This is a genomic window from Oryzomonas japonica (assembly GCF_008802365.1).
Classification (GTDB): Bacteria; Desulfobacterota; Desulfuromonadia; order Geobacterales; family Pseudopelobacteraceae; genus Oryzomonas; species Oryzomonas japonica.
Window position 1 is genome coordinate 64,339 of record NZ_VZQZ01000004.1, and the last position, 26,422, is coordinate 90,760.

Genomic DNA, 26,422 nt, shown 5'->3' on the forward strand with positions numbered 1-26,422 from the left:
CGATAAATGGAAAATGCGGCGTGCATCCGGGGTGCCACGGGCCTGCGTTGCGATGTGGCGGGGGAGGAACGTCCCTTATCGACCGCCAATTTATCCAGTATACGCGCATAAAAATAATTTCAACAGACTGTTTTTATCCGCCAGGGACGGTTATACTTCAGACAGATGGAAGGTAGAACAAACTACGCATAAGGAGGCTTTATTCTCTATGGAAGACACGCCACCGTGCCGGTATGGGAAATAGGATGTGAAACAGTCCCGGTTGCACCAGAGCGCCGGATAATTCCTGAATGGAATCGAATAAAAAGGAGCCCACCGAATTGCTTGGTGGGCTCTTCTCGTATATGACCGGGCTAGACCCGGAACATCCTGACCAGGTCCTGCAACTCCACGGAGAGCTGGGACAGGCTTGAGGACGATTGGGAGATGTCCATGGAGCTCTTGGCGCTCATCTCCACCACATCGGAAATCTGCTGAATATTGTTGGATATCTCCCGGGTCGTGGCGGTCTGTTCCTCCGCAGCCGTGGCGATCTGGCTGATCTGCGCCGTCACCTCGTTGATCTTTTCCAGGATCTCCTCCAGCGCCTGGCCGGACCGGGCCGCTTCCGTCGTCCCCTGCTCCACCTCCCGGACCCCCTCCTCCATGGCGGACACCGCCTGGCGGGTCTCTCCCTGGATATTCTTGATCATCTCGCCGATCTCGCGGGTGGCCCGCGCGGTGCGCTCGGCCAGGGCCCGGACCTCGTCGGCGACCACCGCGAAGCCGCGACCCTGTTCTCCGGCGCGGGCCGCTTCGATGGCGGCGTTCAAGGCCAGCAGGTTGGTCTGGTCGGCGATATCCTCGATGGTGGCCACGATCGCGCCGATCTGGTCGGAGCGGGTGCCCAACTGTTCAACCGCGGTGGCGGAGCTGCGCACCTTGCCGGCGATGCGGCTCATGCCGTCCACCGTGCTCCTGACGATGGCGGCGCCGGCCTGGGCCGTCTTGCTGGCCTGGTTGGAACTCTCCGCCGCCCGGTGGCAGTTGTTGGCGATATCCATGCTGGTGGCCGACATCTCTTCGCTGGCCGTGGCCACGGTGTTGGCCTGGCCGACGACCTGGTGGGAGGCGCTGGCCATCTGATCGGCGTTGCTGCTCAACTGCACCGAGGCCGAGGCCACCTCCTGGGAGCTTTTGTTGACCTTGTCCATGACCTGGCGCAACTGCTCCACCATCCGGCGCATGGCCTCATAGATTCCGCCACTGCCCTGCTCGAAACGGTAGGTCAGATCGCCGGCCGCCACCTGCTGGGTGATCTCCTCCAGATGGGCCGGTTCGGTGCCGATATGGAGCAGCAGGCGCCTGGTGACGAAGATCGAGATGACGGAGATGAGGATGATCAGGACCAGGGTGACGCCGATGATCAGGTAGATCCCCTGTTTGAGGCTTGTCATGCTCTCGTCGGCGGCCTTCTTGACCAGTGCGTCCAGGTCGTCCACGTAGTTGCCGGTGCCGATCACCCAGCCGAAGGGCTTGAATTCCACCGAGTAGCCCCGTTTCGGGGCTGGGGTCGTTTCACCCGCCCGGGGGAACCAGTAGTCGGTGAAGCCGCCGCCCGGCTGTCTCCCGTTCCGGATGATCTCCCGGACGAGGTATTTGCCCTTTGCGTCCTGGGAATCAATGCGGCTCTTGCCTTCGACCGGCTTGCCCAAAATGACGACGTTGATCCCCTCGGTCGTATCGGCCCAGAAATAGCCGTCCTTGCCGTACTTCAGACCGCGCAGCAGGTCGGCGCCCTGTTTCCGGGCCTCTTCCGGCGATGTCCCCTCCTTCTGGGCGCGGTCGTAGACCGCCTGCAACAGGCTGACGGCCGTCTCCACCTCGTTTCGCGCCTGGGCGTCGAAATCGTTGAACAGGGATTTCTTATACATCTCGATGGAGCTGCGGTACGAGGCCACATACTCCTTCAGGGCGATGCAGGTGGTCGCCAATGCCAGCCCGATGCTGCACGCCAGCACCATGATGAGAATCTTGTTCCCGAACCTTACCCCCTGTTTTCCCGTAGCCATGTCGCCTCCCCGTGTAAGTACAAATTTTAGCTGCGGCACCGGAATCATCGCCACGGCGCTGAAGACGGATCAAGTATATCAGAAAAATATAAGATAGCTTTGGTGGGTGGCTAGGGAGCTTCAATGCGGTTTCGGCCGCTGCTCTACGCCTGGTGGGGGGCAATTGACCACGGGGCAGCGGTATCGAACGAGCGCCGTGGCGTCAACTGCGGAAGAGTGAATACTGAAACACGAGAAACGGCTGTTGCCTGTTTCGGGAGGCCGGACATGGGTGGGCCGGCCGTGGCGGGAGAACTACCGCCTGCGTGCTATGAAAAAGAGGATCATGCCGAAGAGCAGTCCGCACAGGATGATGGTGTTTGCCAAGGTGTGCATGGGATAAGATTAGCATTAGTCGGGTAACCAATACAAACAAAACCTCCTGGGGGCGAGTTTTTCCCCTCCTGCCGGGATTCTGCTGGAGATTCAGGCCCCCGTGCGTGCCGCTCCCCCACGCATCCGCCCCGGCGCAGGGGGCTCACTCATCCTGTTTGGTATCGCAGTCGAGCACCATCCCCCGGGCATCGAAGAAGACGATGATGAAAAAGTGCGCAGGTCCGGTGCCGGGGGCGGCATTCGACGATTTGTGCCTGCTGACGGTCCAGTAGGTCCAGATCTCGGAAGCGGTATACTTGGCCGGCAGCGGCTCGGTTCCGGGCACTTGGCGCAGGGGCACCTGGCGTTCGGCAGACTGGGGTTCGCCCAGGAGGGCCCGCACCTGGGCCTTGTTCGTGGTGCCTTTGCGGATGGCCGCAGCCGCCGCAGGGCCGAGGTGCTTCGTGGGAAAGACGGGGCGGTACATGAGGAGCAGCACAATGGCAATGAGCATTGTGCCGAGCAGAAGTCGTATCAATCCAGGCGCTCCATCATCATGGATTTTACAACAGGCCGGGCGTGTTCCGGTTCGGCCTCTTTCGTTCTCGGGTGGTTGAACAGTCGCGTCTGGTCACCGCTTGGCCGCATCGCCCCTGAACTCGATCAGGCACGACACCCCGCGAAGTTCGCTCGGCCTGCCTGAATGAACTGAAATCCCTGGAGGGTCGTGTCGGGTGCGGGGCAGGGGGTGTCGCGGCAACGGCATAACCGGCGGAAAGCAGGACAAAAATAACGGCCAAGAGACGCTATCGATTCCATTGCACCAATCCCTCCTTTTCTACCTGATGGACACCCAACTTTCAATATAAAATAAATTCAAGGGAGGCGATTGCATCCGCCCCGTGGGGCCCGAAACCCTGGAGCGTTTTTGCATGGGGATGGCGGCAGGGACGGCGAAGCTGACTATCGCGCCGGTGGGCAAATTAATTTGTAACCAACGGCATGGCATCTGCGTTCAATAGATATATACTGTAAACAACGATCAGTCTGACCACCGCAAATGGGGTGAAAGAAGGGAAACAATCCCGATAACCTGGGACATCGCCGTAAGCCGACGCGGGAAGGATGGCGGCAGTGAAAGGAATCCTGAAAATCGCCTACAAGCTGTTGGTGAACGACAAGGGTAAATTTGCCGCCTTGCTGGTGGGCATCACCTTTGCGGTCTTTCTGATGGTCATGATGACCTCCATGTTCTCCGGCATCCTCCATCGTTCTTCCGCCACCGTTCTCAACGTGGGCGCCAAGGTGTGGGTTATGGACCCGGCGATCAATACCCCTGCGAACAATATCCCGATGCCCGATTACGTGCTCGACGCCGTACGGAGCATCAACGGCGTCACGTATGCCGTGCCGCTCTATTCCGGGGGGGCATTGGTAAAGCTCCGCAGCGGCGCCTATCAGTCCGTGACGGTTATCGGGCTGGACGACTCCAGCCTGTACGGACGGCCCGAACTGCTTGAGGGGCAGATCGAGGATATCTATGGGGAAAACGCCTTTATTGTGGTCAAAGATGCCGAATTTCCCAAGCTGCAGAATCCCCGGGTCGGCACGGAATTCGAGATAAACGACCACCGCGGGGTGATCGTCGGTATCGCGCGTGTCACCACCAGCGGCCTTTTCGGGGTGCCGACCCTCTACACCACCTACAACCGCGCGCTCCAGTATATCCCCTCCACGAGATTCACCACCGCCTTCATCCTGATAGAGCCGAAGAACACCACCGCCATCCCCTACATTAAGCAGCAGGTGAAAGCTCTGGGGTACGAGGCGCTGACCAAAGACGAATTCATCCAGAAAACATCACGCTTCTACAAGTACCAGACCGGCGTCGGCACCAATGTCCTTATCATGACGGTGATCAGTTTTATCGTCGGTCTTTGCATCTCGGGACAGACCTTCTATACCTTCATCCTGGAGAACCTGGAACGGTTTGGGGCGTTGAAGGCGATCGGGGCCAAGGGGAGGGAACTCGTCTACATGATCCTGTTCCAGGCGTCTTTTGCCTCTCTGGCCGGTTTTGGCCTCGGTATCGGGCTCGCCTGCCTGCTGATCACCGTGGCTCGGCTCAGGATGCCGAGCTATGCGGCCATGACGACATACACGGATATCGGGCTTGCCTTTATCATGGTCCTGATAATCGCCGGTATTTCGAGTTATATCGGCGTCAGGAAAGTGCTCAAGATCGAGCCGTTCGACATCTTCCGGGGGTAATATGGCCGAGTTGGCGATGCAGGCAACGGCGTTGGTCAAATGGTTCGGCGAGGGGGATGCCAGAACGGTCGCCGTACAAGGGGTCAGCTTCGATGCCCGGTTTGGGGAGATGCTCTTTATCGAGGGGCCCTCGGGGAGCGGGAAGACGACCCTGTTGAGCCTGATCTCGGGGATTCTCAGGCCGAACGAGGGGACGGTCATGGTGGAGGGGCGGGATATCTGGAGCATGACGAGCGACCGGATTGCCGATTTCAGGCTGAACAAGGTGGGGTTCGTGTTCCAGGATTATCACCTCTTCCCGCGTCTGACGACGGTCGAGAATGTGGCCATCCCCCTCATCCTGAAGAAAAACGACTGGGACAAATCCATAGACGAGGCCATGGAGTACCTGGAGATCGTCGGAATCAAGGACCGGGCGCTGCTCCCGCCGGTAAAGCTGAGCGGCGGGGAACAGCAGCGGGTGGCTATTGCCCGGGCCATCGCCAGCCATCCCGATATTCTGATCTTCGACGAGCCGACCGCCTCCCTGGATGGGGAGACCGGGAGGAAAATCCTCGATTTCGTCAAGAAGAACATCCTGACCGACAAGCGCTGTATCATCGTCGTTACCCACGACAACAGGATTTTCGAATACGCCGACCGGATCATGACGATGGAGGACGGCAGGGTCATCGGCTTCGAACAAGGAGGCGGACGTGAGGAATAGGGTCATATTCATCCTCGCCGTTATCGGACTGGTGGCCGGTCTGGTGAGCGCCTACCTGTTCGGCATCGAGAAAAAACCCCAACCCCCGGCGTTCACCCCCGCCTCTAATCCCTACGGCGCGGGGATCTACGCCAACGGCATCATCGAAAGCTACCAGACAAACGGCGAGAACATCACTATCTATCCGGAAGTTGCCGGAACCGTTGCCAAAATTATGGTCGCCGAGGGGCAGGGCGTGACCCGGGGAATGCCGCTCCTCATGATCGACGATACAGTGCAGCGGGCCACGACAGCGCAGCAAGAGGCCCAGGCCTCGGCGGCGCGGGCGCTCCTTGAGGAACTGAGGGCTCAGCCAAGAAAGGAAACTCTCCAGGTGGCGCAGGCTCAGGTGGAGTATGCGGCCGCGGGGCTCAAGAACGCCCAGGACCAGTTTGACAAGCAACGGAGCGCGTACCGGCTCGACCCGGGATCGGTGAGCCGGGACGCCCTGGACAATGCGGAGAACGCCGTTGTGGTGGCGCGGACCAATCTGGGGGTTGTCCGGAGGCAGTACGATCTCACCAAGGCCGGGGCCTGGGTCTACGATATCCGCAACCAGGAACGGCAGTACGAGGCGTCGACCAAGGCGTATCTGGCGTCCAGAGCCCTTCTGGACAAGTACGTCGTCAAGGCGCCCGCCAACGGGGTGATCCTCTCCATAAACGCGGCCGCGGGGGGGTATGTATCGCCCCAGGGGGCCTATGACAGCTATACCCAGGCGCTTGGCCCGGTCATCGTCATGGGGGGCGCCCAGGGGTATCTGGGGGTCAGGTGCTATATCGACGAGATCCTGGTGCACAGATTGCCGCAACCGGGTCGGATAGCGGCCAAGATGTTCATCCGCGGCACCGATGTCAACATCCCGCTGGAGTATGTCCGAATTCAGCCGTACATATCGCCGAAGATCCAGTTGTCGAACCAGAGGACCGAGAGGGTCGATGTCCGGGTCCTGCCGGTGCTGTTCCGGTTCGCGAAGCCCAAGGATACCGCCCTGTATCCCGGCCAACTGGTCGATGTGTACATCGGCGGGAAATAGACCGTCCACCCGGGGAGAACGCCCCCGGCCCTGCTACAAAGCCACACCCTTTGAAAGGGCTCCTTCCATGACCGTCGGCACCAAAACGAACAACACGGAAAAAACGGCAATCCCCGGGACGATTGCCGGTGTCGTCCTTTCCCTCACCCTGGCCGCCTGCCACGGCAACCAGGCGATCAACGAGGGGAACATGTACGAAAAGATGGGAATCTACTTGCTCATCTCCCTGTCGATTTTTGCCTTCTTTATCGTTTCGTTCGGCGGCGGCAAACGGAGGGGCAAGGAGATGGGTAGCGGAGCGGATACCGGGCAACCCCGCGCAGCCTATCCGCTGTCGGCAACGGAACTCACCGATTATCCGGTGTATGTCTGGGATTACCGCTCTTCATTCCACAAGGCGGTCTTCCATCCCGACGGCGCATTTTCGACATCGCCGAACGTCTCGGTCAACGGCCTGGACCCCACGGCCACAGCTGCGGGGAACTGGACCCTGACCCCCGACGGCAAGCTTCGGATCACGCCCCGCCTGGCCGGAAAATCCCGCACCTATACCTGCATTTCCCCACATGACTCGGCAGCGGGGGTGCTGCTGCAGCCCGATCTGGGACTGGTCGAGGTGTGGTATGTGGGGCCGAACAGTCTTGCCGACATCCAGATCTCGATCTTCGGCATCTCTGCGTCGTTTCCCGCGACCATGAGGTTCAGCACCGCCCAGGTTAGCGGCAGGACCTTCTACGGGGCCACCTATCCCTGTCTGGAGGTGACGAGCTCCGGGGAGGTGGTTACCAATCACGAAACCACCTGCGGCATGATCGCGTTCCACGAAGACGGAACCCTGGCGAGATCCGTCGACAACAAAATCGGTTCCGTTCCGGACTATGCCCCGTCGATCACCGGGAACTGGTCGGTTGACGACGAGTCCGGAGTTTTGACCATGATGGTTTCCGGCTTTCGGACAACGGCATCCATCCTGGGGCCGGCGCCGGGGAATGGGGGATTGATCGTCGGCACCACGATCGAAAACAGGCTCTGGTTCCCCGATCATGAACAGGTCTCGGCCACGTTGGCTGCTTATCTCTCGGAAGCGGTCAGACGCATCCCGACATTTTTGCGGTGAATTTCCTCCAAGAAGAGTTTGCTTACCGTTCCGTTGGTTTCTGGTACACTGTAGATGGACCCCACGTCCATGGAGAGAGACATGAAAACATTTCTGATTACGGTACCTGCGGCGGTCCTCGCCCTGGGGCTCCTGGCGGGCAGCGCGGCGTATGCCGACGACGACCGGTATGACCCGGCCGACGAGGCGGAACAGGCGTATGAGGCCCCCTTCACGGCCGCTGAGCTGGACGACCTGCTCGCCCCCATCGCCCTCTATCCCGATCCGTTGCTTGCCCAGATCCTGCCGGCGGCCACGTTCAGCGACCAGATCGATGCGGCGGCCCGCTACGTCGGGCAGTACGGCCAAGCGGCCCGGATCGACGACCAGCCGTGGGACGTGAGCGTCAAGGCGGTGGCCCACTACCCCAACCTGCTCGCCATGATGGACCAGAAGTTCGACTGGACCGTCTCTCTGGGGCAAGCCTATATCAACCAGCAGCAGGATGTGATGGACTCGATCCAGCGGCTGCGCGCCGAGGCGGAGGCCCGGGGCAATCTCAATTCCACCCCGGAACAGCAGGTGGTGGATTCGGGCGGGGTCATCAGCATCGACCCGGCCGCGCCCGATGTGATCTATGTTCCCCAGTACGACCCCCAGATGGTGTATATGGAGCCGGGGTACGGGTTCTTTACGTTCGGCACCGGATTTATCATCGGCGCCTGGCTGAACCGCGATTGCGACTGGCACGGCCGGCGCATCTACTACCACGGCTGGCAGGGCGGGGGATGGATCGGCCGGTCCCGGCTCCATGTCCGGGGCGGGAACAGCATCTACATCAATAACCGCTACCGGACGATCTCCGTCAACAGGGGGGCGCTGCAACACGATACCACGCGCTATCGCGGGGAGATTCGCCGCAACGTGCAACTCCGTCCCGCTCTTCCGGGCCGCCCGGCGCCTTCGGTCAGGGGGGGGCAGGGCATTCCGGCTGCGGTCGGCACCCGTCCGCCGGCGGCCACCAACGTGTACCGGGGCCGTGACGTCCAGAGGTCGCAACCGGCATCCCAAACCGGCTACGGCGGTTACGGCAGCAGCAGGGACGCCACTACCTACCGTCAGCGCGGCCAGACGAGCAGGGGGGCCATGCAGCCGGTCAACCGGGCGGCCCCGGCCCCGCGGCCGGCACCCTCCGTGAGCGCACCGGCCCAGAGGGCGGTCTCGCGTCCGGCGCCAGCCTCCCGCCCGGCGCCGTCCGGCGGCGGAGGCGGAGGCTGGCGGCAGCAACGCTAGTAAGGGGTGGTCGGTGTCATTGGTTGCACAGCCGGGTGACCGGTTGCGCTCAAGAAAGGAACGAAGCGTATGATGACGGAGAGGGGAAAAATCTTGTTTCGCGGCTTGGGGACGTGGTGTCTGGCCGCCCTGCTGGCGGTGGTGGCTGTGTGGCCGGCGGTCGGCAGCGCCGCCCCGTCCGTGCCGGTCCAGCAAAGCTTCGCATCGCCCGAGGCGGCCCGCCAGGCCCTGGTGGATGCCGTTCAGCACAAAGACCACGGGGCGCTGGCCAGGATCTTCGGCCCGGTTGCCGTTGAGCTGGAGCCGGGCGATCCGGTGGAACAGGCCGCTGAGTTCGACCACTTCAGCCGCCACGTGCAGGAGGGGGTCGGTTTGGTCCGGGAGGGGGAGACAAAGGCGGTCCTGGTCATCGGCGCGAAGAAATGGCCGTTCCCCGTGCCGATCGTCAAGCGCGGCGACACCTGGCAGTTCAACATGGAAGAGGGGCGCGAGGAGATCGTCAACCGGCGCGTCGGCCACAACGAAGTGCTGGCCATCAACGTCTGCCGGGCCTATGTGGATGCCCAGCGGGAGTATTACGCCATGGCGGAACCGGATGGCGAGCAGCTGCCCAAGTACGCCCAACGCATGATCAGCAGGCCGGGTAGAAAGGACGGGCTCTATTGGCCGACCGCGGCCGGCGAGAAAGAGAGCCCCCTCGGTCCCCTGGTCGCCAAGGCGAAGGAAGAAGGGTACATGCAGAAGCGTCCGGCCGGTGACCACGGTCCCCGGCCGTACCACGGCTACTACTTCCGCATTCTCACCAGTCAGGGCAAGAACGCGCCGGGCGGCAGGTTCAGCTACGTCGTCAACAACAACATGGTGGCCGGCTACGCCCTGGTCGCCTATCCCGCCAAGTGGGGGGTCTCGGGGGTGATGACGTTCATCGTGAACCAGCGGGGCAGGGTGTATGAGAAGAACCTGGGGCCCAAGACCGCGGAGATCGCGCGCAGGCTGAAGGGGTACAATCCGGACCTGACCTGGAAGCTGGTTGACCAGTAGCCCGGAACTGCTGTGTCGCGACGCAACGCGACATAGTGTCGAGTACGGCTGGGAGGAGTGGACCGAGGGTATGGGGACAGACGGGCATAAACATTCATGGCATACCAGGCTGCAAGCGCGCCTCTACCTCGGCGGCGCCGTTATTCTGCTGGCCGGCTTGGGGATATCCGCCCTTGTCTATCTGGCCGCAGGAGATGTTTCGGAGAGCGCTCAAACCTATGAATTTGAAGAGTCGAAGCAATCCCTGCGCGATTTGGAGGTCTACGGCGGCACGGCGAATGTCCTTGCCGTGGAATTCATGAGATGGTTCGGCGGGCTGTGGCATGGGAGGCCGCTCGCCTCTACCCTGGCATGCCTTACCCTTCTCCTCTCCTGCGGGCTTTTCTTTATCGCGTACCGGTGGCCATTCGACCGGGAATCCGATGGCCGGGCAGAGGACAAAACAGACGATGCCGGCTGAGGGGCCCACGGGGCGAAGGGCAACGTCCGGACCCGCAGTCATACCCCCGGCTTCCAACGTAAGATTTCAGGCCGTATCATGCCACGTTCTCCTCAATGCGCGTCAGCACCGGTAAGGGGGCGGCTCCTTTTTGACGGTTCATCCAGTGTAAACAAAAAAATTATCGCGATCTAATTTATTTCTTGTTAAAAAGTAACTATTTGTGGCTTAATACGATAAATTTTATTATATTTCCTCTCATGTCAATGAATTCCGTTCTTGTTGCATTGCCAAAGCACTACAAGGAGGATTTTGATTGCAACAGATTCCGGGAACGATCCTCAATGCCATAGAGTCGATCCAATTGCCGTCCATGCCGCAGGTCTTGCTGCGGTTTTTGGCCGTGACGCATGACGATCTGACGTCGATGGCTGACTTGGCAAAGGTGGTCGGGCAGGACCCGGCACTGAGCGCACGGGTTCTCACCGTCGCAAATTCGCCGGCGCTACGCTGTGGGACGGAGATCAAAAGCCTTGATCAGGGGCTGGTCGTGCTGGGCACGCGCCTGATGAGAACTCTGGCCGCCTGCCTCGCCATTCAGAGCGTCTTTGCCCGCACTTCCGGTGAGTTGCGATACGATCTGACCGGATTTTGGGGCCATGCGCTCCGGGTTGCCGAGTTATCCTCCGTCATCGCCTCCCGCGTCAACTACCCCGATGCGGGAGAGGCCTATTTGGCCGGCCTGATGCATGATATCGGCCAGTTACTCCTGCTGGGAGGCATGGGTGACAGCTACGGCGTTCTGCTTAACGGGAGCGCCGATGAAACCGCTCTTCAAGGCAATGAAAATTCCCGGCTCGGTACCGATCATACCGCCGTCGGTGCCTGGTTGGTCGATCAATGGAACCTCTCGTCCTTCATGGGGGATGCGATTCTTTTTCATCACCGGCCGGCCAGCGAGATCGTAAAGGCCGATTTCCTCAGTCAAATTGTGTGGTCTGCGCATATCATCGATGACAACAGGGATTCAGACCCCGTTCAAAACGAATCAACCCCCGCGTTAGCCGTTGTCGAATCGGCCCTTGGCATCACCGCGTCCGATGTAGCGACCATGCGGCAGGCGTGTACCGAACGCATCGACGCACTGGCTACCGCGCTTGACATCGAGTGCGCCAGCCACACGAAGACCCTTCCGTATTTCGCCACCCCGTTCGAACACTTCAGACCAAAGCTGAACGATACCAGCGCGGCCTATTCCCGCATGGAAACGGTGGTGCGTGACATGGCCACGATGAATTCCCTGCAGCAAAACCTCTCCGGCCTCTGCGGCGAAGCCGAAATTGTCCTGGCCGTACGCGAATCGGCCCGAATCCTGTTTGGCGTGGGGCGCATCGCCTTTCTGTTTGCCCAGCAGGATAAACAGGTGCTCTCCGGAGCGGACCTGGCCGGACAGCCGCCCCTGCTTCAGCGGCTTCGGATCAAACTCGATTCCGGGCAGAGTCTTGCGGCTGCCGCTCTCCTGGAACACCAGCCCGCCTCCACCTTTGATGCGGAACGATCGTCGTCGGCCTCGCTTGTGGATGTGCAGATTACCCGTGCGCTGGGGTGCCAAGGCGTCCTGTACGCGCCCCTGTGTGTCCGCGATAATCGCATCGGCGTCATGGTCTATGGAGTGACCGCGGCCCAATATGCCAGGATACGGCCCCGCCTCGGCTTGGTGACCCGTTTTGCCGACCTGGCTGCGGAGAGCATTGAAACCTGGAGAGAAGCGCGCGATCACGAGCAGGAGGTTGCCACAACCCTGCGGAGCGGCTTCGAACAACGGGCACGCAAGGTCGTGCATGAAGCCGGAAACCCGCTCGCCATCATCAAAAACTATCTGAAGATCGTCAGCCGGAAGCTGCCCGATGAACTCAACATGCACCAGGAGATGACGATCCTCGGCGAGGAAATCGATCGCGTGACGCAGATCGTGCGGAGCCTGGTCGAGGTCGGCGACGTTCCAAAGGCCACGGGCCTATTCGACGTCAATACGGTGATCGAGGAGATGTTGGCGCTGTATGGCGAAACGTTCTTCGCCGGTTGCGGCATAACCCTCCTCAAGTCCTTGGAGCCCAACCTCTCCCCGGTGAGCGGGGAGAGGGACAGTTTCAAGCAGATCCTGTTCAACCTCTGGAAGAATGCGTCCGAGGCGATGCCGGAAGGGGGCCGTATTACCATCTCCACGCGCGGGGACATGCTGCTGGATGGGCAGCCCTCTATCGAAATCCATGTCAGCGACTCGGGCCCCGGCCTGCCCCCGGAGGTCATGCAGGGGCTCTTCAAGCCGCTGGCCCCCAACAGGCGCCCGGGGCATTCCGGCATCGGCTTGTCCATCGTGGCCTCACTGGTGGAACGGCTCGGCGGACGAATCGGATGCCAGAATCAGGCCGGACAGGGAGCGTGCTTCATTATTCTTCTGCCGCAATCCAAGGGACAACCCAAAGAATGAACTTTTTTGTCCAATCGAAATTCAACCAGACGCACGAAGTGGTTGAGCAAGCGGAGCGCATACTCATCGTCGATGACGAACCGCGGATGCGTTCCAGCCTGCGCCAACTCCTGGAGGGCCCAAACCGGGACATCGCGGAGTGCGGAAACGGCGAAGACGCGATCGCCGTACTCAAGAACAACAACATGGACCTGGTCCTGCTGGACATCCATCTGCCGGGCATTTCCGGCCTGGATGTGATGGAATGGCTCGTGAATTTCAATACGACGACACGAGTCATCATGGTCAGTGCGGATGCCAACATCGACTCCGCCATACGCGCCCTGCGCGGCGGAGCCGTGGAGTTCATACGCAAGCCCTATGACCTGGAAGAGATGCAGCACAAGGTTGACAATGCCCTGCTGCGCAGCCGCCTGGAGCGCATCAATGCTCTGATGACCATGCGCCTCGAACTTTCCGAGCGCATGCACCGGTTCCTGGTGGAGAGCTCCCCGGATATCATCTACACGCTCGATACGGACGGCTGCTTCATGTTCATCAATGGCCGGGCCGAGTCGCTGCTCGGCTATTCCCGTGACGAACTTGTGGGGCGCCACTTCACCTCAATCGTTTCTGACGAAGACATCGATATCGCCAGATATGCCTTCACCGAGCGCCGCCGCGACACCCGTGCCACGACGAATATGGAAGTGCGCCTGAAGTGCAACGGCAGCCACCGCTTCGAGCCCCGCCAGATCGTCGTGGTGGTGAGCGCCATGGGGGTCTATGAGGAGAACGGTGATGGTGATGACTCCCTGGAGAGCCGTTTTCTCGGCACCTACGGCGTGGCGCGCGATATCACCGAACGCAAGAAGGCCGAAGAGACCATCAGTTTTCAGGCCCTGCACGACCATCTCACCCATCTGCCGAACCGCAGGCTGTTCAAGGACCGGCTCGAACTGTCCATGAGCCAGGCGAAGCGGAATGGCCGGCTGGTGGGTGTCATGTTCATCGATCTCGACCGCTTCAAGCTCGTGAATGATACCCATGGGCATGCCGAAGGGGATGAACTCCTGATCAACGTGGCCCACCGCCTGCGCAACTGCGTCAGGGGCGGCGACACCCTGGCCCGCCAGGGTGGGGACGAATTCACGGTGCTGTTGCCGGATCTGTATCGCCCCGAGGATGCCAGTATCATCGCCGGGAAGGTGCTCGATGTGCTGAAGGCGCCATTCCTGGTGAGAGGGCAGGAATTCCGGGCAACGGCCAGCATCGGCATTGCCGTGTATCCAAGCGACGGGGATAGTGCCGATGTGCTGTTGAAGAACGCCGATATCGCGATGTACAAGGTCAAGGCCACCGGCAAGAACAACTACCTATTCTTTACCCCTGAGATGAATGCCTGCTATCACGAGCGCATCAGCCTTGAAAACGAGTTGCGGCAGGCCATCAGCAACTCCGAATTCGAGTTGTACTATCAACCCAAGGTCAGCATTTGCGGGGACCGGGTCGTCGGCCTGGAGGCCTTGATCAGGTGGCGGCATCCGGTGCATGGGCTGCTGAATCCGGCCAGCTTTATCGATTTGGCCGAGGAATCGGGATTGATTTGCGACATAACCGACTGGGTGTTGGCCGAGGCGTGCAGCCAAATGGCCCGCTGGCGTGAAATAGGGCTGGATAATCTGCGTATTTCGGTCAACGTCTCGCCTTCGGAGTTCACCCATAGTGATTTTCTCGAACGGATCGTCTGCAACATTACCAAGTTCCGCCTCCCTGCCGATGCCATGGAGATAGAAATCACCGAAAACCTCCTGTTGCACGATGTCCCGGGTATCATCGACAAGATGCGCTATCTGCGCAATCATGGGGTGCGGATCTCCATCGACGACTTCGGCACCCGCTATTCTTCGCTCAATTACCTGCGCAAGTTCCCCGTCAACACCATCAAGATCGACCAGTCGTTCGTCCGCGACCTGACGGCGGGAACGACGGTCTCGCCTATTCTCCATGCCATTATCGGCATGGCGCGCGGATTTGGGCTGCATCTCGTGGCGGAGGGGGTCGAGACCATGTTTCAGATGGAAACCCTGAATGAACTGGGGTGCGATGAAATGCAGGGCTATCTTTTCAGCAAGCCGATACCTCCTGCCGAGGTTAAACTGATGCTGATGAATTCACTCCCGGGGTTCTCGAGCCAGTGGCACTACGGCACACGATCGTCGACCTCCGGCATGGCTGTGCCGGTCGGCTTGCCCGAGTGAGGCAGATGGCAGGGGCACCACGTGGCACGGGGCATAATGTCCGGCGGTGCCGGTAGGGGGCGTCGGTCAATCATTGCCGGCAAAGCGTCTCATCATGGCTAATGGCCTTGGGACGGTCAAAGTTGTTACGTCTCTCACGTGCCGTGAGTATGTATATCGAGAGGCAAAATTATTATTGAGTGAGGAGCGTGAATTTGAATATTGTGCCTTTCTCCTCAGAAGACTCAAACTGAACAGAACCGCCAAGTACCTTCTCACCAAACAGCTTCATTGAATATGTGCCAAATCCCCTTCCCATATCAGCTTTTGTACTGAAATTTCGTTGAAAAATCCTACGTGATACATCTTCTGGAATTGCTCCGGTGTTCCATACATAAAAAGTCACCGCCTTGTGGTGCTGTTCAACGCCCAGAACAACCTTTCCACCAACAGGGGTTGCTTCAAGAGCGTTAGTAGTCATATTGATTAGAATTCTGCTCGCCAGGTGAAAATCGGTAATGACGGTTATATCGCTCGGTATATAATTTACTTCAAGATTCCGTTGCGTTTTTAAAGGATGATCCAGAAATAGCTGATCAATCTCTTTTAAGATACTGTTGATTTTAACTTCGGCGTAAAGTGGGTTGTAGGTAACATCGAGTGACTTTTGTAGAGAGTTTTGAATTGACATTTCCTGTGCTATTCGGAGAACAATGTGATGCAGCTCTTGTAATTTTTCTTCAGTTGGTTGCTTTCGTAGGGATATTAGCTCACTCTTTCCTACAAGAGCGCAGAGTATGTTGTTGACATCATGGTAAAATGTTCTATCTAGACAGGAGCGATACTGTTGCATGCTTATATCTTGCAGAAATAACAGGACATACAGGCTATCATCTACCACCAATGGGCAGCTGCGCACGCTAAAATAGAGATCAACATTTTGATTATCCCTCTCCACGGTAAGTGCGCAGGTCCGCTCTTGTGGTTGCCTGGTTTCCATGGCTGTTACTATCGAAACGACAGCACCGCACGTGGAACAATATTCCGATGTTCCGCATCCTCCCGGCATTTCACAGGCATGAATACAGTTGACCACTTCTCCTGGTCTCAACCCAAATACCTGCGCCGTATCTTCGATTCCCATCAACTTTATAAATGAGTCGTTTAATGCGATTACCTGGCGTTTGTCGTTCAATACAGCAAAAAGACCGTTAGCAATGGTCATGAGGCCGCTGATAAGGCCGTTGGTTGTAGCTTGCTTTATATCCTCGTCAAGGTCTGCGCCAACTTTCCTTTCGGCTTGGGCAAAGTGGGTAGGGATATTAATGTAAGAGGGATCTGATCCAACATTTTGGGGCGCTGATGACGTATCTACAGGGTCTGGGCCCATGAATATTACCCCCATTTATTTCCGATAGGAAAATTTAATCATTTATAGCACTCCCAAATCAGCAGTCAATTACAATCCGTAATTGCGCCGCTCGATGGTTATTTTGCCCTGGTGGGGCATGGGTCATAAATGTTCATGGCAGGGATGTCGTGGCATGAATCTGCTTAAGCTCGAAGAGGGGATGAATCTCTACTGCGTAGCGTCTGCGTCAGGATAACAAAAAAGCCAGTTTGCTTTGCGGGCTAACTGGCTGCACTGTTTTGGTCGCGGGGGCAGGATTTGAACCTGTGACCTTCGGGTTATGAGGGGGCGAAAGCGCCCAATTTATTCGCAACAAAAACAATAATTTGCTGTTATTTTGGTGGCTTGCGTTAAAAATACACTATAGCCTGTTTGTCATATTTGCCATCTTTTTGTTTTGTAGGGTACAATTTTTTTTGTACACATGGACACGGGATTCGAAGCCATTTCCCATTGAATAGTTTGCGGCGGGGTGATTCATTCTTTTCGATGTCCGAGGGGTACGCGTACGGGGACACACAAAGAATACACTGCACACCTAGTTAGGGGAGTAAGGAACATACCGGTTCCCTAAGATGGGCTTTCGCTCGGTTGTTGCCATGGCAATTATTCCCTTCAGCAGATTGCTGCGACAAAAGGAACGGGTAAACCTTTTTACCGGTGATTCACATTCGATCCACAAACCAAATGCCACTATCACGATTCCACACAATGTAAGGGGTTCCATAGTATCCCTCCTGAATTTTTAGCCTACAGTTGCCGAAAGACACCTGTCACCTTGCCGACAATGGTAACTTCGCCATCCTCCGGGCGAACGATGATCGGCTCCATGTCCGGGTTTTCCGGTTGCAGCCGGATGTAACCGGATTCCCGGAAGAACCGCTTGACGGTCGCGTCGCCATCGACCATGACGACGACGATCTCCCGGTTGTCGGCATTCTTTTGCGGGCGTACCAGGACAAGGTCGCCGTCAAAGATACCGGCCGTAATCATGGACTCGCCGCTGACTCTCAAAAAGAAACAGCCATCTCCCCTGACCGCCACCTGATCAACTGAAAAGTATCCCCGTATGTCCTCGATAGCCGTGGAGAGTTGTCCCGCTCGAACGGTGCCAACGATAGGCAGGGACACGTTTCGACTATGAGGCGTCGTCAAGGTGATCCCCCGGTTCACGTTTTCCCGTTTGATATAACCTTTGCGCTCCAACGCATCCAGGTGCCTCATAACGGGGAGTGTGCCGGACACATTCAGGTGCTTGGCGATATCCCGTTGGCTGGGCGGGAAGCCTTTGCTGTCAGAATACGACACGATGAACTGGAGCACCTGGCGTTGGCGTTGAGTCAGTTCTTCTGGTGATTTTGAAGCATACGTAGTCATATGACTACGTATATCGAATTCGGCTGGTACTGTCAAGAATAGAATGCGGGTTCGAGCGTTTTTTTGAAATCCCGTGTGCCGGGATAGAAGGACGCATCGCACGATAGTTGGTTCCGGTGAAGTTGGTTTTGCTGATGGCTGGCGGGGGAAGCACAACAAAAAAGGACTCAGGCAATTAAGCCTGAGTCCTTAGAATGTTTTGGTTGCGGGGACAGGATTTGAACCTGTGACCTTCGGGTTATGAGTTTTCATGTCAGTCTGGAAAAGCTTTGTCATTTAGGTAGTTGCTTGTTGTTTTGTTGGTGCAATGAACCACCGCCTAATTTTTCCATCTGTTCGGCCAGGAACCCGGTGGCCAGGGTAGTATAGATCTCCGTTGTCGTGACGCTGGCATGCCCTAACATAAGCTGGACGCTACGTACTCCTATGCCGCTTTGGATGCTGTGCGTGCCGAAGGTGTGACGCAACAGGTGGATATACATTCGTTTGTCGAATCCGGCTTTGTCGGTGGCCCGCTTGATGGCTCTGGTGAGGAAGACCCAGGGCTTCTCCGTTTTCGGGTTGACCCACATGAAACCGGGTTTGTAGTATTTGCGGAGGTAGATCCTGATCTTCCGATGGATCGGGACGATCCGTTCCTTGTTGCCCTTGCCCAGGACGATCATGTAATTCTGCGCCAGGTTGACGCGCTCCCCCTCCATTGTCAGCAGTTCTTTCTTTCGTAGGCCCCCATAGTACCAGACGCAGAGCATGGCTCTGTAGGGGCGTTCTGTGGCCCGTAGCAGGGTTATGACCTCCCGGCGGTCCGGCACGACCGGCAGGGCGGCCTTGACCTGTTTAGCGGGGAATCCTTTGATCTTGAAGCCGAGGGGCAGGGCCAGATTGATTTCCGGCAACGTCATCCAGGTGATTATGGCCGAGAGATAGAAAAGCTCGTTATTGATCCGTTTGCGGGAGATCGGCCGGCGCTTAAGAGCCTGTTCTTCGCTGTCGTCCTTCGGCAGTTGTTTGACTTTTCCGGGGAGGTAGGTTTCGGAAAGCCGCTTTGTCTTGTAGTTTTCTATCAAGCCGGGGGTGATCTGCATCGGGCGGAACTGGCCGAAGAATGGCGCAAGGTGCCGGTGCCAGGTCTTAAGGAAATCGAAGTAGGTTGTTTCGCTGGTCTTGTTCTTGTAGTAGGTGCAGAAATCCGCCCATGCTTGCTCAAGGGTGGGGGCCAGGGGGATGGTGGCTTTCTGTTGGGTCTTCAGCACCTGGGCGTACCAATCAAGCGCCTGGGCTTCGGTGCCCTCGAAATTGTAGAGTTTTCGCTTGTTGGAGGGCTTACCGGTTTTCGGATCTTTGCGCCGGCCGTCGAGGTAGACGCGGGCGATCCAGACGTTCGGGTATTTTGGGTGCTTGGTGAGGCTCATTGTAGTGCCTTGGGTGTAATGTACCAGAGGCGGACGCCCTGCTTGTCAGCGGTGCGCTTGAGACGCCAGTAATAACGCCAATCCTTTTCGCGCTCGATAATCAGGAGGATACCCGGTCGCTTGCCGGTCTGGTCCGCATAGTGGAGCGCCTGGCCGAGGGCTTCCGCCCACTTCGGGGCGAAATCAATCTCAACCGCGTAATCATCGGTAACGCAATCCGCACGGGTGCCGTCCGGCATTTGTACTTCCATTTCGCCCTGACACCACACCTGTTGATATTCTTTTTCTTTATGAAGGTGGGCGGCGTGGGCGGTAGTGGCTAAAAAACAAACTGCACAAGCTTGAACAATGTATGCCCGATTACAAACACTCCTCCAACTGAAACACATAATAATAGTGATCCTTTTACGTATTTACGGCACAATGAAAAGTCCCACATCACAAAAGAGTACATTCCTAACGTAGCTAAGAAAAGAGTAGCTGCCGCAATAAATCCATAAGAAAAAGTAATAAACAATGATAATGGGAAATCTATTAAATTTGTGAATAGATCAACTTCTTTAGTTATAAAAGGTAATTTATGGTCAAGATAGAATAGTGCGGTGAATAAGATGATAATCCTATAAGTCATGCGGTACCCCCAGCGCGTGTAGACCCGCGTGTAATTGGTTCGACCACAAAAAAACCCGCCAGCCTAAGCGGCTGACTTTCTCCCATAGTGTTGTTCCTCTGAGCCGCCCGCCGCTGTTATGTCCGTGTCCGCACTGCCCTCGCTCAAAGCCTCTTTTGCCTCGTAACCCCCTACGGTTTCCAAGGTCATTTGTTTGTGCAGCACGTTTAATTTTCGGTATTGCCCCAATAGTTTTCGTTCCTCTTCCGTGAGTCTATCAGGCACATACGTTTCTTGAGGTTCAGCAACAACCTCTTTCCCCGTTGCCAACCAGTCGAGGGTTTTCCCGAATCGTTCGCATACGAGTACGGCAAAATCAAAAGGAATGGGCCGCCCTTTCAGATATTGATTAACCGTTGTTTTCGGCGTTTCCAGGTACTTAGCAAACTCACCAATGGAGAGTTTGCCTTGTATTATTTTTAGCCTGTTCTCGATTGAGTCCATTTTTCTATTGACACCGTTCTCAAATGAGTTCAATAATATATTTAACAGATACGAGAGCAAGTGCACCCGAAAGGGTATTGACGCCACAGTTAGCACAATACGAGGTTTTTGTCATGTTGATTGTTGATTACAAAGCCACGCAAGACCGCATTAAAGACCGTTGTGTCGCTATTACGCGCGTGGCTGAGAAGTTCGGAATCAACAAGACCTCACTGCAAAAGTTCGTTGAAGGCCGGTTTTTCGGCACATCGGGCCAGGGCGTTTATGGCGATTGCGAACAGGCCATGATTGCCATGGACCTGTTGGTTTATTCGGAAGTCGAGGATGTGAAGCGGGCTGCATGATCCTGTTGTAACACCGGTCTTGGCAACCCCATAGACCATAAATTTGACGCTGGAGGGGAGTGTCATGGAATTAAAAGCCAGCCAAAAAAAGAAGCTGATTCTCGATTACGCGCGTGAGTGTTTGCAGGATGCCATCAAGTACAATTTTCTTGAAGAAGGGTGGCAAAGGCTAAGTGCCGTCAGAACTACGGTGCATATCGTGTTCGGCCAGCAAAGCCAGCTTTACAAGGAAGTTTCGTCATTGCAACTCGAAGTGATGGAACTGAAAAAACAGCAGTTGGTAAAAGCATAAGATGCCGGGCCTTATCACCATAGGCGACGATCTTATTAAGGCCATCCCCGACAAGCGTGCCGCCCTGGCCGCTTGCGTGAAGATTTGCGGCGTGCCTCCCAAGGTTATCGCCGACCAGCTTGGCATAGACCGTTCCGGTTTGACCAAGATGATCATTGACACGCCTGATCCCCGTCACTTCCCCCAGGAAAAGGAAAACGAACTGATGGACCTCTGCCGCAACGAAATCCCGCTTACTTGGGTTTTGCTGTCGCGCGGTTATCCGTCAGTCAGTGAAATAATCGCCATGCGGGCCGAGATCATAGCATTGCGTGCCGAGGTCGAACGCCTAAGTTCCGACCGCCCTGGCCTTGTGAACGTATTCAAATTTATAGGTGACTGAGCATGTCGGAATTTGAACAGGCAATGATTGAAGAACTCCGGGCGATCCGGGCGCTGTTGGAACGCCAGGTGGCCCCCGTGGTCCAGGAAGAGGTCCGCCAGCTTTTGACGGCTTCCGACGATGCCCGCAAGGCCCACAACCGTGATGTACTGGCGCGGGCACGGCAGAGGCTTAAGGCTGCGGCATGACGTTGATGTGCGGTAATGGTCATGCCTGGAACTCGGAATTCACCAACTGTGTTTGTCCGCGATGTAAAGCCAGGCCGGTGGCGATGATCGAGCCGTTACCGGGGAAAACGATTTGTTGCGGAGGAGGCAACGATGAACACGCCAGCAGAGAACGAAATCCCAAAGATTAAGCATTTTAGGATCACCGTTGACGGCAAGACTTATGGCCCGTTTCCCCTATCGAAGGAGCGCCGGTTCAAATCTCTGCGCCATGCCGCCGGCGTCAAGTTTGAGTACGTCTGGCTGGACGGGATGCCCAAGGCCCAAGGCCCAAGGCCCAAGGCCCAAGGCCCAAGGCGGGGATGCTTCACCTTCTCTTTTAGACGGTTTGGATTGGCGGCCGGTGCCACGGCATAGACAGGGGGATTTATGAGCGTCTGGAAAATTCTTGTGATCATTGCTGCTTTTATCGTGGTGGGCCTTGTTGATCGGCCTGAATACTACACGCTGCCCGGTTCCCCGGAGGCGTCAACCGACACGCTGGACATGTTTAACGCTTTCAATGTGCGTTCGGGTGCCCTGTTGCCCGCCGCTGCCCCTGGTGGAGCCCCTCCTCTCCGTCAGGGGTCTTTTTTTGCCGAGGCGCGCCCATGAGTGGGGGTTCCGTGGTGGGTAAGATTAAAATAATCCCATTTTGTTCTGTGGAAAACTCTGTGGAAAACCCCGCTGTTTGAGGTTTTTCCCCGTCTCCAATGTTTTGGAGAAAGATTAGAAACACTAAGACATATATCCAGGCGGGCGCTCCTTATAGTCGCCGCCGCGCCTGTGGAAATCTTTGTAAATTCGCCCGCCGAAGCAATCCGTACCTACTGAAACTTTAATACGGTGGCGGCCATGGGCGGATGGTGAGGCCATCACCGGCACGTGCCGCTATTTGTAGCGGTCTGCCTAGCCTGTCGGCACCAAGCCGGCCGACAGGCTGCAATTCAAAAGCGTTGTTGAAGTTAAAAACTCAAGGGTCGTGCCAACTTTGTACTTTTATCCAACCACAACCGAATTTGCGCCGAATAAGACCAGCTATCGCTTGATGAAGCTGTTCCACGGCTATTTCCGCAAGACCGGGAAAGGTTGGGCGCATATCAGTCAAGGGTGGATCATTGGGCAGATGGAGGCATTCGAGAAGCAGAAACTCCCGGCCAGTACGTTGAATTACAACCTGGCTATCCTTGAGCGAGAAGGTTTCATCATCCGACAGAAGCGCCATATCCGGGACAAGTCCACGGGACACCTGACGTTCCGGCCCTCAATGTACAAAATCACCAAGAAATTGCGCACCTTTTTTGCCAAGTTGGCGACGTATTTCAAACGTTGCGGGTGGACTCCCACGTTGCCGCAGCTTGGCCGGGGGATCACCGCCGTGGTGGGTACCGTTACCACCAGGGAAGAGGCGTTTTACGAGTATCGAAGTCAGCAAAGAGCGAGGGCGTCGGGATGACTTCCAGAGAGGCTTTCCAGGGAATACGGAAAATTGAGGCTTGTTATGGTGAAAAGTTCCTGCCGGTCGATGTAGCGCCGATCTGGAACGACCTTTTGCAGCAGCCTGCGGCGGCCATGGCCCATACAGTGGGTGAAATGAGCATGATCTGGAGACGGATGCCGACCGCAGATCAATTACTGGCAAAGGTCAAAGCGTGGACGGCACGGCTTGAGTTGACGGCGGTCGAAAAGGGCATGACCGAGGGCCAGGCGCTGTTCAGCTTGATGAACGGTTTCCTGTCCGGGAAGATCCCGGAAACCGAGTACATCCAAGGGCTGTATGTCATGGCTGAAACCTTCGGGAAGCCGGAATACGCGCATGACGCGGCCCGGAGAGAAGAACAGATGAAGGCCCGCGCACCGTAAATTTTTTTGCCCTTTTTTAAGGGCGCGGATTGTGGACAGATTTTGGACAAAAACTTTGTAACTCTCTGAAAATAAAATCTCTACCTATGAAATTTGATTATAGGTAGATAAGGCCAAGAAAGGGGTAACTATGCAAAATGATAAAGTTTTAAATGATTCTTGTATGGTTGTTTCTGCGGCGCACCGTAAATTCCTTACAGATGTCGCCGAGGAAATACAGGCCGCCCGTAAAAAGTTTCCTGATAACGGTCATTTGCTGGCCGCCTTGGTGGAGGAAGTTGGCGAACTTGCAACGGCATATCTTGAAAACGAGGGTACTTCCAGGGTCTGGGATGAAGCAAAGCAGGTTGCTTGTGTGGCGGCTAGAATAGCCACGGAAGGTGATTCTGATTTCTTCCCTGCCTCACCTTCCCCTCGCGCGCGCGGTTGTGTCCAGACAGACCTTAACCCTGGGGGTGGCTCACTGTGAACTGCTCAATCGGACAGGCGGCGCATCTTGTCGGCGGGCTGCTGCTGGAACGTGCCCCCCAAGCCATGCTGCTGCCCGATAGCCAGCTTGAGGGATATTACCAGGCCGCCTTGCAGAGCTTCATCGGCATTATGAAACAGTCCGGTACGGAGTTTGAGCCGCCGGAAGACTTTAAGGAAAAGGTCATGGACCAGGTGCGCCGGTATCTGGACTACAAGGGCAAGAGGTTCAACCTGTGACCAACTCTATCATCCACCAGCCGACAGAATTTAGCTGCATGGCCTGTGTCGCGGCCATGATCACGGGCGATCCGTTGCAGATGGTCTTTGACGTGTTGGGCCATGACGGGAGTAAACGGGTTTTCCGCTTTCTGGAGATTGCCGGGTATCTGAATAGCCGAGGTTACCACCTGGGGGCGTATGGCGATTTCTACGGACGGGCGCGTGTTGAGTTCAGCCACCCGGCGCTGCTGATCGTCGCCAGCACGTCAGGCAAAGGAACCCATGCGGTGTTCTGGCCGGGGGATGCTTTCGGGAAGATCCTGGACCCGGAACCGGCCAATGCCGGGAAGCGGTTGACGGCGTATAGGGTGCTGGAGTGGTGGCCGGTTACCAGGTTTGAGGACTGACATACGAAAGGGGTGCAAAATGGCGGACAAATGGTACAGCACAAACGGTGAGGAATTCAATCACACAGAGCTTGATGATGCTATTAGGTCGGCGCTGGATGATTTGCGGATTCCTGTTGGCTCTGTCGTTACGGTTTATGAAGGTGATAGCCTCGTAAGAAAGGCCGGTGACTATGCGCCGTGCATCTTTGATGAACTTGCATCAGCGGCGGGTGACGAATGTGGTGAATATGGCGATGATTGGCCTAATTGCTCGAAGGAGGAAATAAAAAATCTTGATGAACGTATTAAGCGGGCAGTCAACGAGTGGGCGGATAATTACGGTCTGCATCCGACATTTGGGACTGTTAGCAATGTCAAAGGAATTAAGGTGAAGTTGTTGGACAATACCGGCAATTACGAGATTTTGAAAGAGTGCAACTAAAAATGGCATCAATGAGCGTTTCGACAAACAGGAAGGGTGAACCGCGTTACCGGGTGCGGGTGCGGATCAAGGGTGTGTATGCGTCGAAGACGGGCCGGAACAAGCGCGAGGTTGAGCGTTGGGCGCGTAAGACCGAGGACCGGGCGGACCTTAACACCATGACGCCCGAGACACAGGCCACCGTGCGCACCGTGGCGGAGATGATCGACCGCTATTGCAAACAGGTGTTGCCGTACAAAGCCCTGAACACGCAGTTTAGCCAGCAGGGGCAACTCATGTTCTGGAAGTCGGAGATCGGGGGCATGAGCCTTGCCGACGCCACCACGCCGGTAATCGCCAAAAGGAAAGCCCTGCTTGCCCCACGCGGTAACGCCACGATCAACTGCTATCTCGCAGCGCTTCAGCATTGTTTTGCCATGGCTATCAAGGAATGGCAATGGTGCGAGATTAACCCGGTGCGTGACGTGTGGCGTCTGCCACAGCCTGCGGCCAGGGTGCGGATGCTGTCGGCGGCGGAACGGTCGCGGCTGATGTTTTATTGCCGCATGGCGCCATGTTCGCTGCTGGAAACCATTGTGGTTGTGGCGCTCTCCACCGGCCCGCGCAAGTCGGAAGTGCGTAACATCAAGATCGAGGACTACAACCACGTCACGGGCCGCGTGGTGCTGGACCAGACGAAGAACGGGGATCGGCGCACCGTGCGCCTGTTCGGTGAAGCCCGCAAGCGCATGGCGGCGCTGTACGAGGCGCGGAAGCCCGGCCAGGTGTATTTTTTCCCGTCTCCCCGCGATCCGTCCCGCCCGGTGGATTTCCGTTACTCGTGGGAAATGTCCCTGGAGAGCGCCGAAATTCCAAACTTCTGCTTTCACGATCTGCGGCACAGCGCTGCCAGCTATCTGGCCGAGCAGGGGGCCACGCTGGCGGATATCAAGGAAATCTTGGGACACAAGACGATCCAGACCACGCAGAAATACACGCACCTGACCGAGAGCCACACGGCGGCCCTGGTGCAGAAGATGAACCTTTCAATTTTCTGAGGAGGCGCAATGTCCGCATATCAGGCCAAGGTGTTCCAGGCTGCACTTGAAATAGCTCTGCGGGCCGTGCTGCCGCAATCAACGACGCTGGCGAATGTCGTTGACCGGCTTTCCGCCGTGTCGCCGTCGAAGTCGCAAGCCGGGATGTACCGGAACGAGGATTGGGCCAGCGATTTCCTGTCATGCCTCCCGGACGATCCCGACCAAGCCCGCTTGATCGTGTTGTGCTACGTGCCGTCTTACGTGTGCGGGTGCAACGTGATCCACCTGAGCCAGGAGCGGTGCGACGATTGCGGAGAGTGGCCGGAGCCGTACCGGATGTTGCCGGTGGAGGGTCGTAAGGCGGGCGGGGTGGCGCGGTCGTTTTGGGGCAGGGTGCAGCAGCGGCGCTTGTTCGGGCGTGGGCTGCGGATTGTGGAGGGGTAGG

At 57.0% G+C, this 26,422-nt stretch carries 30 protein-coding genes; 23 read left to right on the top strand and 7 right to left on the bottom strand.

Annotated features, from left to right (window positions below; all coding sequences use genetic code 11):
* Positions 1 to 353: 353 nt before the first annotated feature.
* Positions 354 to 2,051, bottom strand: a complete 1,698-nt coding sequence (locus F6V25_RS07775) for a methyl-accepting chemotaxis protein (RefSeq protein WP_151128053.1) — start codon at positions 2,049 to 2,051, stop codon at positions 354 to 356.
* 517 nt (positions 2,052 to 2,568) lie between these two features.
* Positions 2,569 to 2,943, bottom strand: coding sequence for a hypothetical protein (locus F6V25_RS07780; protein ID WP_151128054.1), 375 nt, complete (start codon positions 2,941 to 2,943; stop codon positions 2,569 to 2,571).
* A 587-nt stretch (positions 2,944 to 3,530) separates the two neighbouring features.
* On the opposite strand from F6V25_RS07780, the gene F6V25_RS07785 reads away from it, so the two are divergent.
* The 9 genes from F6V25_RS07785 to F6V25_RS07825 all read left to right on the top strand — a co-directional run bounded on the left by F6V25_RS07785 (position 3,531) and on the right by F6V25_RS07825 (position 15,057).
* On the top strand, positions 3,531 to 4,676 hold the full coding sequence (locus F6V25_RS07785; RefSeq protein WP_218043534.1) for an ABC transporter permease: 1,146 nt from the start codon (positions 3,531 to 3,533) through the stop codon (positions 4,674 to 4,676).
* Position 4,677: 1 nt separating this feature from the next.
* A complete protein-coding gene (locus F6V25_RS07790; protein ID WP_151128056.1) occupies positions 4,678 to 5,382 on the top strand; it encodes an ABC transporter ATP-binding protein in 705 nt (234 codons plus the stop codon).
* Positions 5,372 to 6,457: an HlyD family secretion protein gene (locus tag F6V25_RS07795; RefSeq protein WP_151128057.1), complete on the top strand. Its 1,086-nt coding sequence runs from the start codon at positions 5,372 to 5,374 to the stop codon at positions 6,455 to 6,457. The genes F6V25_RS07790 and F6V25_RS07795 overlap by 11 nt, the downstream gene beginning before the upstream one ends.
* A gap of 67 nt (positions 6,458 to 6,524) precedes the next feature.
* Positions 6,525 to 7,574: a hypothetical protein gene (locus tag F6V25_RS07800; RefSeq protein WP_151128058.1), complete on the top strand. Its 1,050-nt coding sequence runs from the start codon at positions 6,525 to 6,527 to the stop codon at positions 7,572 to 7,574.
* An 81-nt stretch (positions 7,575 to 7,655) separates the two neighbouring features.
* Complete coding sequence (locus F6V25_RS07805) at positions 7,656 to 8,846, top strand: DUF3300 domain-containing protein (protein ID WP_151128059.1); 1,191 nt, start codon at positions 7,656 to 7,658, stop codon at positions 8,844 to 8,846.
* 69 nt (positions 8,847 to 8,915) lie between these two features.
* Entirely contained in the window at positions 8,916 to 9,887 is a 972-nt protein-coding gene (locus F6V25_RS07810) for a DUF2950 domain-containing protein (RefSeq protein WP_246166998.1), read from the top strand.
* Positions 9,877 to 10,347, top strand: coding sequence for a hypothetical protein (locus tag F6V25_RS07815; RefSeq protein WP_151128060.1), 471 nt, complete (start codon positions 9,877 to 9,879; stop codon positions 10,345 to 10,347). The genes F6V25_RS07810 and F6V25_RS07815 overlap by 11 nt, the downstream gene beginning before the upstream one ends.
* A gap of 295 nt (positions 10,348 to 10,642) precedes the next feature.
* Complete coding sequence (locus tag F6V25_RS07820; RefSeq protein ID WP_151128061.1) at positions 10,643 to 12,817, top strand: HDOD domain-containing protein; 2,175 nt, start codon at positions 10,643 to 10,645, stop codon at positions 12,815 to 12,817.
* Complete coding sequence (locus F6V25_RS07825; RefSeq protein ID WP_151128062.1) at positions 12,814 to 15,057, top strand: EAL domain-containing protein; 2,244 nt, start codon at positions 12,814 to 12,816, stop codon at positions 15,055 to 15,057. The genes F6V25_RS07820 and F6V25_RS07825 overlap by 4 nt, the downstream gene beginning before the upstream one ends.
* A gap of 172 nt (positions 15,058 to 15,229) precedes the next feature.
* Here the strand turns inward: F6V25_RS07825 and F6V25_RS07830 are convergent, their stop codons facing one another.
* The 5 genes from F6V25_RS07830 to F6V25_RS07850 form a co-directional block, all read right to left on the bottom strand.
* Positions 15,230 to 16,426, bottom strand: coding sequence for a sensor histidine kinase (locus tag F6V25_RS07830; protein WP_191966125.1), 1,197 nt, complete (start codon positions 16,424 to 16,426; stop codon positions 15,230 to 15,232).
* 771 nt (positions 16,427 to 17,197) lie between these two features.
* Positions 17,198 to 17,824: a transcriptional repressor LexA gene (lexA, locus tag F6V25_RS07835; protein WP_151128064.1), complete on the bottom strand. Its 627-nt coding sequence runs from the start codon at positions 17,822 to 17,824 to the stop codon at positions 17,198 to 17,200.
* Between the two features lie 272 nt (positions 17,825 to 18,096).
* Positions 18,097 to 19,236 (bottom strand): tyrosine-type recombinase/integrase, encoded by a 1,140-nt coding sequence (locus F6V25_RS07840; RefSeq protein WP_151128065.1) that lies wholly within the window; start codon positions 19,234 to 19,236, stop codon positions 18,097 to 18,099.
* The gene (locus F6V25_RS07845; protein ID WP_151128066.1) at positions 19,233 to 19,475 is read right to left on the bottom strand and encodes a hypothetical protein; all 243 of its coding nucleotides are present in this window, start codon (positions 19,473 to 19,475) and stop codon (positions 19,233 to 19,235) included. Before F6V25_RS07845 ends, F6V25_RS07840 begins: the two co-directional genes overlap by 4 nt.
* 455 nt (positions 19,476 to 19,930) lie before the next feature.
* Positions 19,931 to 20,350 (bottom strand): helix-turn-helix domain-containing protein, encoded by a 420-nt coding sequence (locus tag F6V25_RS07850; protein ID WP_151128067.1) that lies wholly within the window; start codon positions 20,348 to 20,350, stop codon positions 19,931 to 19,933.
* A gap of 113 nt (positions 20,351 to 20,463) precedes the next feature.
* On the opposite strand from F6V25_RS07850, the gene F6V25_RS07855 reads away from it, so the two are divergent.
* The 14 genes from F6V25_RS07855 (at position 20,464) to F6V25_RS07920 (ending at position 26,421) form a co-directional block, all read left to right on the top strand.
* Complete coding sequence (locus F6V25_RS07855; RefSeq protein WP_151128068.1) at positions 20,464 to 20,694, top strand: hypothetical protein; 231 nt, start codon at positions 20,464 to 20,466, stop codon at positions 20,692 to 20,694.
* 64 nt (positions 20,695 to 20,758) lie between these two features.
* Positions 20,759 to 20,986, top strand: a complete 228-nt coding sequence (locus tag F6V25_RS07860) for a hypothetical protein (RefSeq protein WP_151128069.1) — start codon at positions 20,759 to 20,761, stop codon at positions 20,984 to 20,986.
* A 1-nt stretch (position 20,987) separates the two neighbouring features.
* Positions 20,988 to 21,368 carry a hypothetical protein gene (locus F6V25_RS07865; protein ID WP_151128070.1) on the top strand — a complete coding sequence of 127 codons (381 nt, stop codon included), beginning with the start codon at positions 20,988 to 20,990 and terminating at the stop codon, positions 21,366 to 21,368.
* A gap of 2 nt (positions 21,369 to 21,370) precedes the next feature.
* A complete protein-coding gene (locus F6V25_RS07870) occupies positions 21,371 to 21,556 on the top strand; it encodes a hypothetical protein (RefSeq protein ID WP_151128071.1) in 186 nt (61 codons plus the stop codon).
* A 132-nt stretch (positions 21,557 to 21,688) separates the two neighbouring features.
* A complete protein-coding gene (locus F6V25_RS07875; RefSeq protein ID WP_151128072.1) occupies positions 21,689 to 21,952 on the top strand; it encodes a hypothetical protein in 264 nt (87 codons plus the stop codon).
* A 12-nt stretch (positions 21,953 to 21,964) separates the two neighbouring features.
* The gene (locus F6V25_RS07880) at positions 21,965 to 22,189 is read left to right on the top strand and encodes a hypothetical protein (RefSeq protein WP_151128073.1); all 225 of its coding nucleotides are present in this window, start codon (positions 21,965 to 21,967) and stop codon (positions 22,187 to 22,189) included.
* A 376-nt stretch (positions 22,190 to 22,565) separates the two neighbouring features.
* A complete protein-coding gene (locus F6V25_RS07885) occupies positions 22,566 to 23,030 on the top strand; it encodes a hypothetical protein (RefSeq protein WP_151128074.1) in 465 nt (154 codons plus the stop codon).
* Positions 23,027 to 23,437: a hypothetical protein gene (locus F6V25_RS07890; RefSeq protein WP_151128075.1), complete on the top strand. Its 411-nt coding sequence runs from the start codon at positions 23,027 to 23,029 to the stop codon at positions 23,435 to 23,437. The genes F6V25_RS07885 and F6V25_RS07890 overlap by 4 nt, the downstream gene beginning before the upstream one ends.
* Before the next feature lie 130 nt (positions 23,438 to 23,567).
* Entirely contained in the window at positions 23,568 to 23,906 is a 339-nt protein-coding gene (locus F6V25_RS07895; RefSeq protein ID WP_151128076.1) for a nucleoside triphosphate pyrophosphohydrolase family protein, read from the top strand.
* Positions 23,903 to 24,145, top strand: coding sequence for a hypothetical protein (locus F6V25_RS07900; protein ID WP_151128077.1), 243 nt, complete (start codon positions 23,903 to 23,905; stop codon positions 24,143 to 24,145). Before F6V25_RS07895 ends, F6V25_RS07900 begins: the two co-directional genes overlap by 4 nt.
* Positions 24,142 to 24,534: a hypothetical protein gene (locus F6V25_RS07905; RefSeq protein WP_151128078.1), complete on the top strand. Its 393-nt coding sequence runs from the start codon at positions 24,142 to 24,144 to the stop codon at positions 24,532 to 24,534. Before F6V25_RS07900 ends, F6V25_RS07905 begins: the two co-directional genes overlap by 4 nt.
* A 19-nt stretch (positions 24,535 to 24,553) precedes the next feature.
* A complete protein-coding gene (locus tag F6V25_RS07910; protein WP_151128079.1) occupies positions 24,554 to 24,958 on the top strand; it encodes a hypothetical protein in 405 nt (134 codons plus the stop codon).
* A 2-nt stretch (positions 24,959 to 24,960) separates the two neighbouring features.
* Positions 24,961 to 25,995 carry a tyrosine-type recombinase/integrase gene (locus F6V25_RS07915; RefSeq protein ID WP_151128080.1) on the top strand — a complete coding sequence of 345 codons (1,035 nt, stop codon included), beginning with the start codon at positions 24,961 to 24,963 and terminating at the stop codon, positions 25,993 to 25,995.
* 9 nt (positions 25,996 to 26,004) lie between these two features.
* Entirely contained in the window at positions 26,005 to 26,421 is a 417-nt protein-coding gene (locus tag F6V25_RS07920) for a hypothetical protein (RefSeq protein ID WP_151128081.1), read from the top strand.
* The last annotated feature ends 1 nt before the right edge of the window (position 26,422 follow it).

Excerpts from the sequence above, each read along its gene's own strand:
- F6V25_RS07775 (WP_151128053.1), bottom strand. The coding sequence starts at position 2,051 with ATGGCTACGGGAAAACAGGGGGTAAGGTTCGGGAACAAGATTCTCATC.
- F6V25_RS07785 (WP_218043534.1), top strand. The coding sequence starts at position 3,531 with ATGGCGGCAGTGAAAGGAATCCTGAAAATCGCCTACAAGCTGTTGGTG.
- F6V25_RS07790 (WP_151128056.1), top strand. The coding sequence starts at position 4,678 with ATGGCCGAGTTGGCGATGCAGGCAACGGCGTTGGTCAAATGGTTCGGC.
- F6V25_RS07800 (WP_151128058.1), top strand. The coding sequence starts at position 6,525 with ATGACCGTCGGCACCAAAACGAACAACACGGAAAAAACGGCAATCCCC.
- F6V25_RS07805 (WP_151128059.1), top strand. The coding sequence starts at position 7,656 with ATGAAAACATTTCTGATTACGGTACCTGCGGCGGTCCTCGCCCTGGGG.
- F6V25_RS07810 (WP_246166998.1), top strand. The coding sequence starts at position 8,916 with ATGATGACGGAGAGGGGAAAAATCTTGTTTCGCGGCTTGGGGACGTGG.
- F6V25_RS07825 (WP_151128062.1), top strand. The coding sequence starts at position 12,814 with ATGAACTTTTTTGTCCAATCGAAATTCAACCAGACGCACGAAGTGGTT.
- F6V25_RS07830 (WP_191966125.1), bottom strand. The coding sequence starts at position 16,426 with ATGGGCCCAGACCCTGTAGATACGTCATCAGCGCCCCAAAATGTTGGA.
- lexA (WP_151128064.1), bottom strand. The coding sequence starts at position 17,824 with ATGACTACGTATGCTTCAAAATCACCAGAAGAACTGACTCAACGCCAA.
- F6V25_RS07840 (WP_151128065.1), bottom strand. The coding sequence starts at position 19,236 with ATGAGCCTCACCAAGCACCCAAAATACCCGAACGTCTGGATCGCCCGC.
- F6V25_RS07845 (WP_151128066.1), bottom strand. The coding sequence starts at position 19,475 with ATGCCGGACGGCACCCGTGCGGATTGCGTTACCGATGATTACGCGGTT.
- F6V25_RS07850 (WP_151128067.1), bottom strand. The coding sequence starts at position 20,350 with ATGGACTCAATCGAGAACAGGCTAAAAATAATACAAGGCAAACTCTCC.
- F6V25_RS07855 (WP_151128068.1), top strand. The coding sequence starts at position 20,464 with ATGTTGATTGTTGATTACAAAGCCACGCAAGACCGCATTAAAGACCGT.
- F6V25_RS07860 (WP_151128069.1), top strand. The coding sequence starts at position 20,759 with ATGGAATTAAAAGCCAGCCAAAAAAAGAAGCTGATTCTCGATTACGCG.
- F6V25_RS07865 (WP_151128070.1), top strand. The coding sequence starts at position 20,988 with ATGCCGGGCCTTATCACCATAGGCGACGATCTTATTAAGGCCATCCCC.
- F6V25_RS07870 (WP_151128071.1), top strand. The coding sequence starts at position 21,371 with ATGTCGGAATTTGAACAGGCAATGATTGAAGAACTCCGGGCGATCCGG.
- F6V25_RS07875 (WP_151128072.1), top strand. The coding sequence starts at position 21,689 with ATGAACACGCCAGCAGAGAACGAAATCCCAAAGATTAAGCATTTTAGG.
- F6V25_RS07880 (WP_151128073.1), top strand. The coding sequence starts at position 21,965 with ATGAGCGTCTGGAAAATTCTTGTGATCATTGCTGCTTTTATCGTGGTG.
- F6V25_RS07890 (WP_151128075.1), top strand. The coding sequence starts at position 23,027 with ATGACTTCCAGAGAGGCTTTCCAGGGAATACGGAAAATTGAGGCTTGT.
- F6V25_RS07895 (WP_151128076.1), top strand. The coding sequence starts at position 23,568 with ATGCAAAATGATAAAGTTTTAAATGATTCTTGTATGGTTGTTTCTGCG.
- F6V25_RS07910 (WP_151128079.1), top strand. The coding sequence starts at position 24,554 with ATGGCGGACAAATGGTACAGCACAAACGGTGAGGAATTCAATCACACA.
- F6V25_RS07915 (WP_151128080.1), top strand. The coding sequence starts at position 24,961 with ATGGCATCAATGAGCGTTTCGACAAACAGGAAGGGTGAACCGCGTTAC.
- F6V25_RS07920 (WP_151128081.1), top strand. The coding sequence starts at position 26,005 with ATGTCCGCATATCAGGCCAAGGTGTTCCAGGCTGCACTTGAAATAGCT.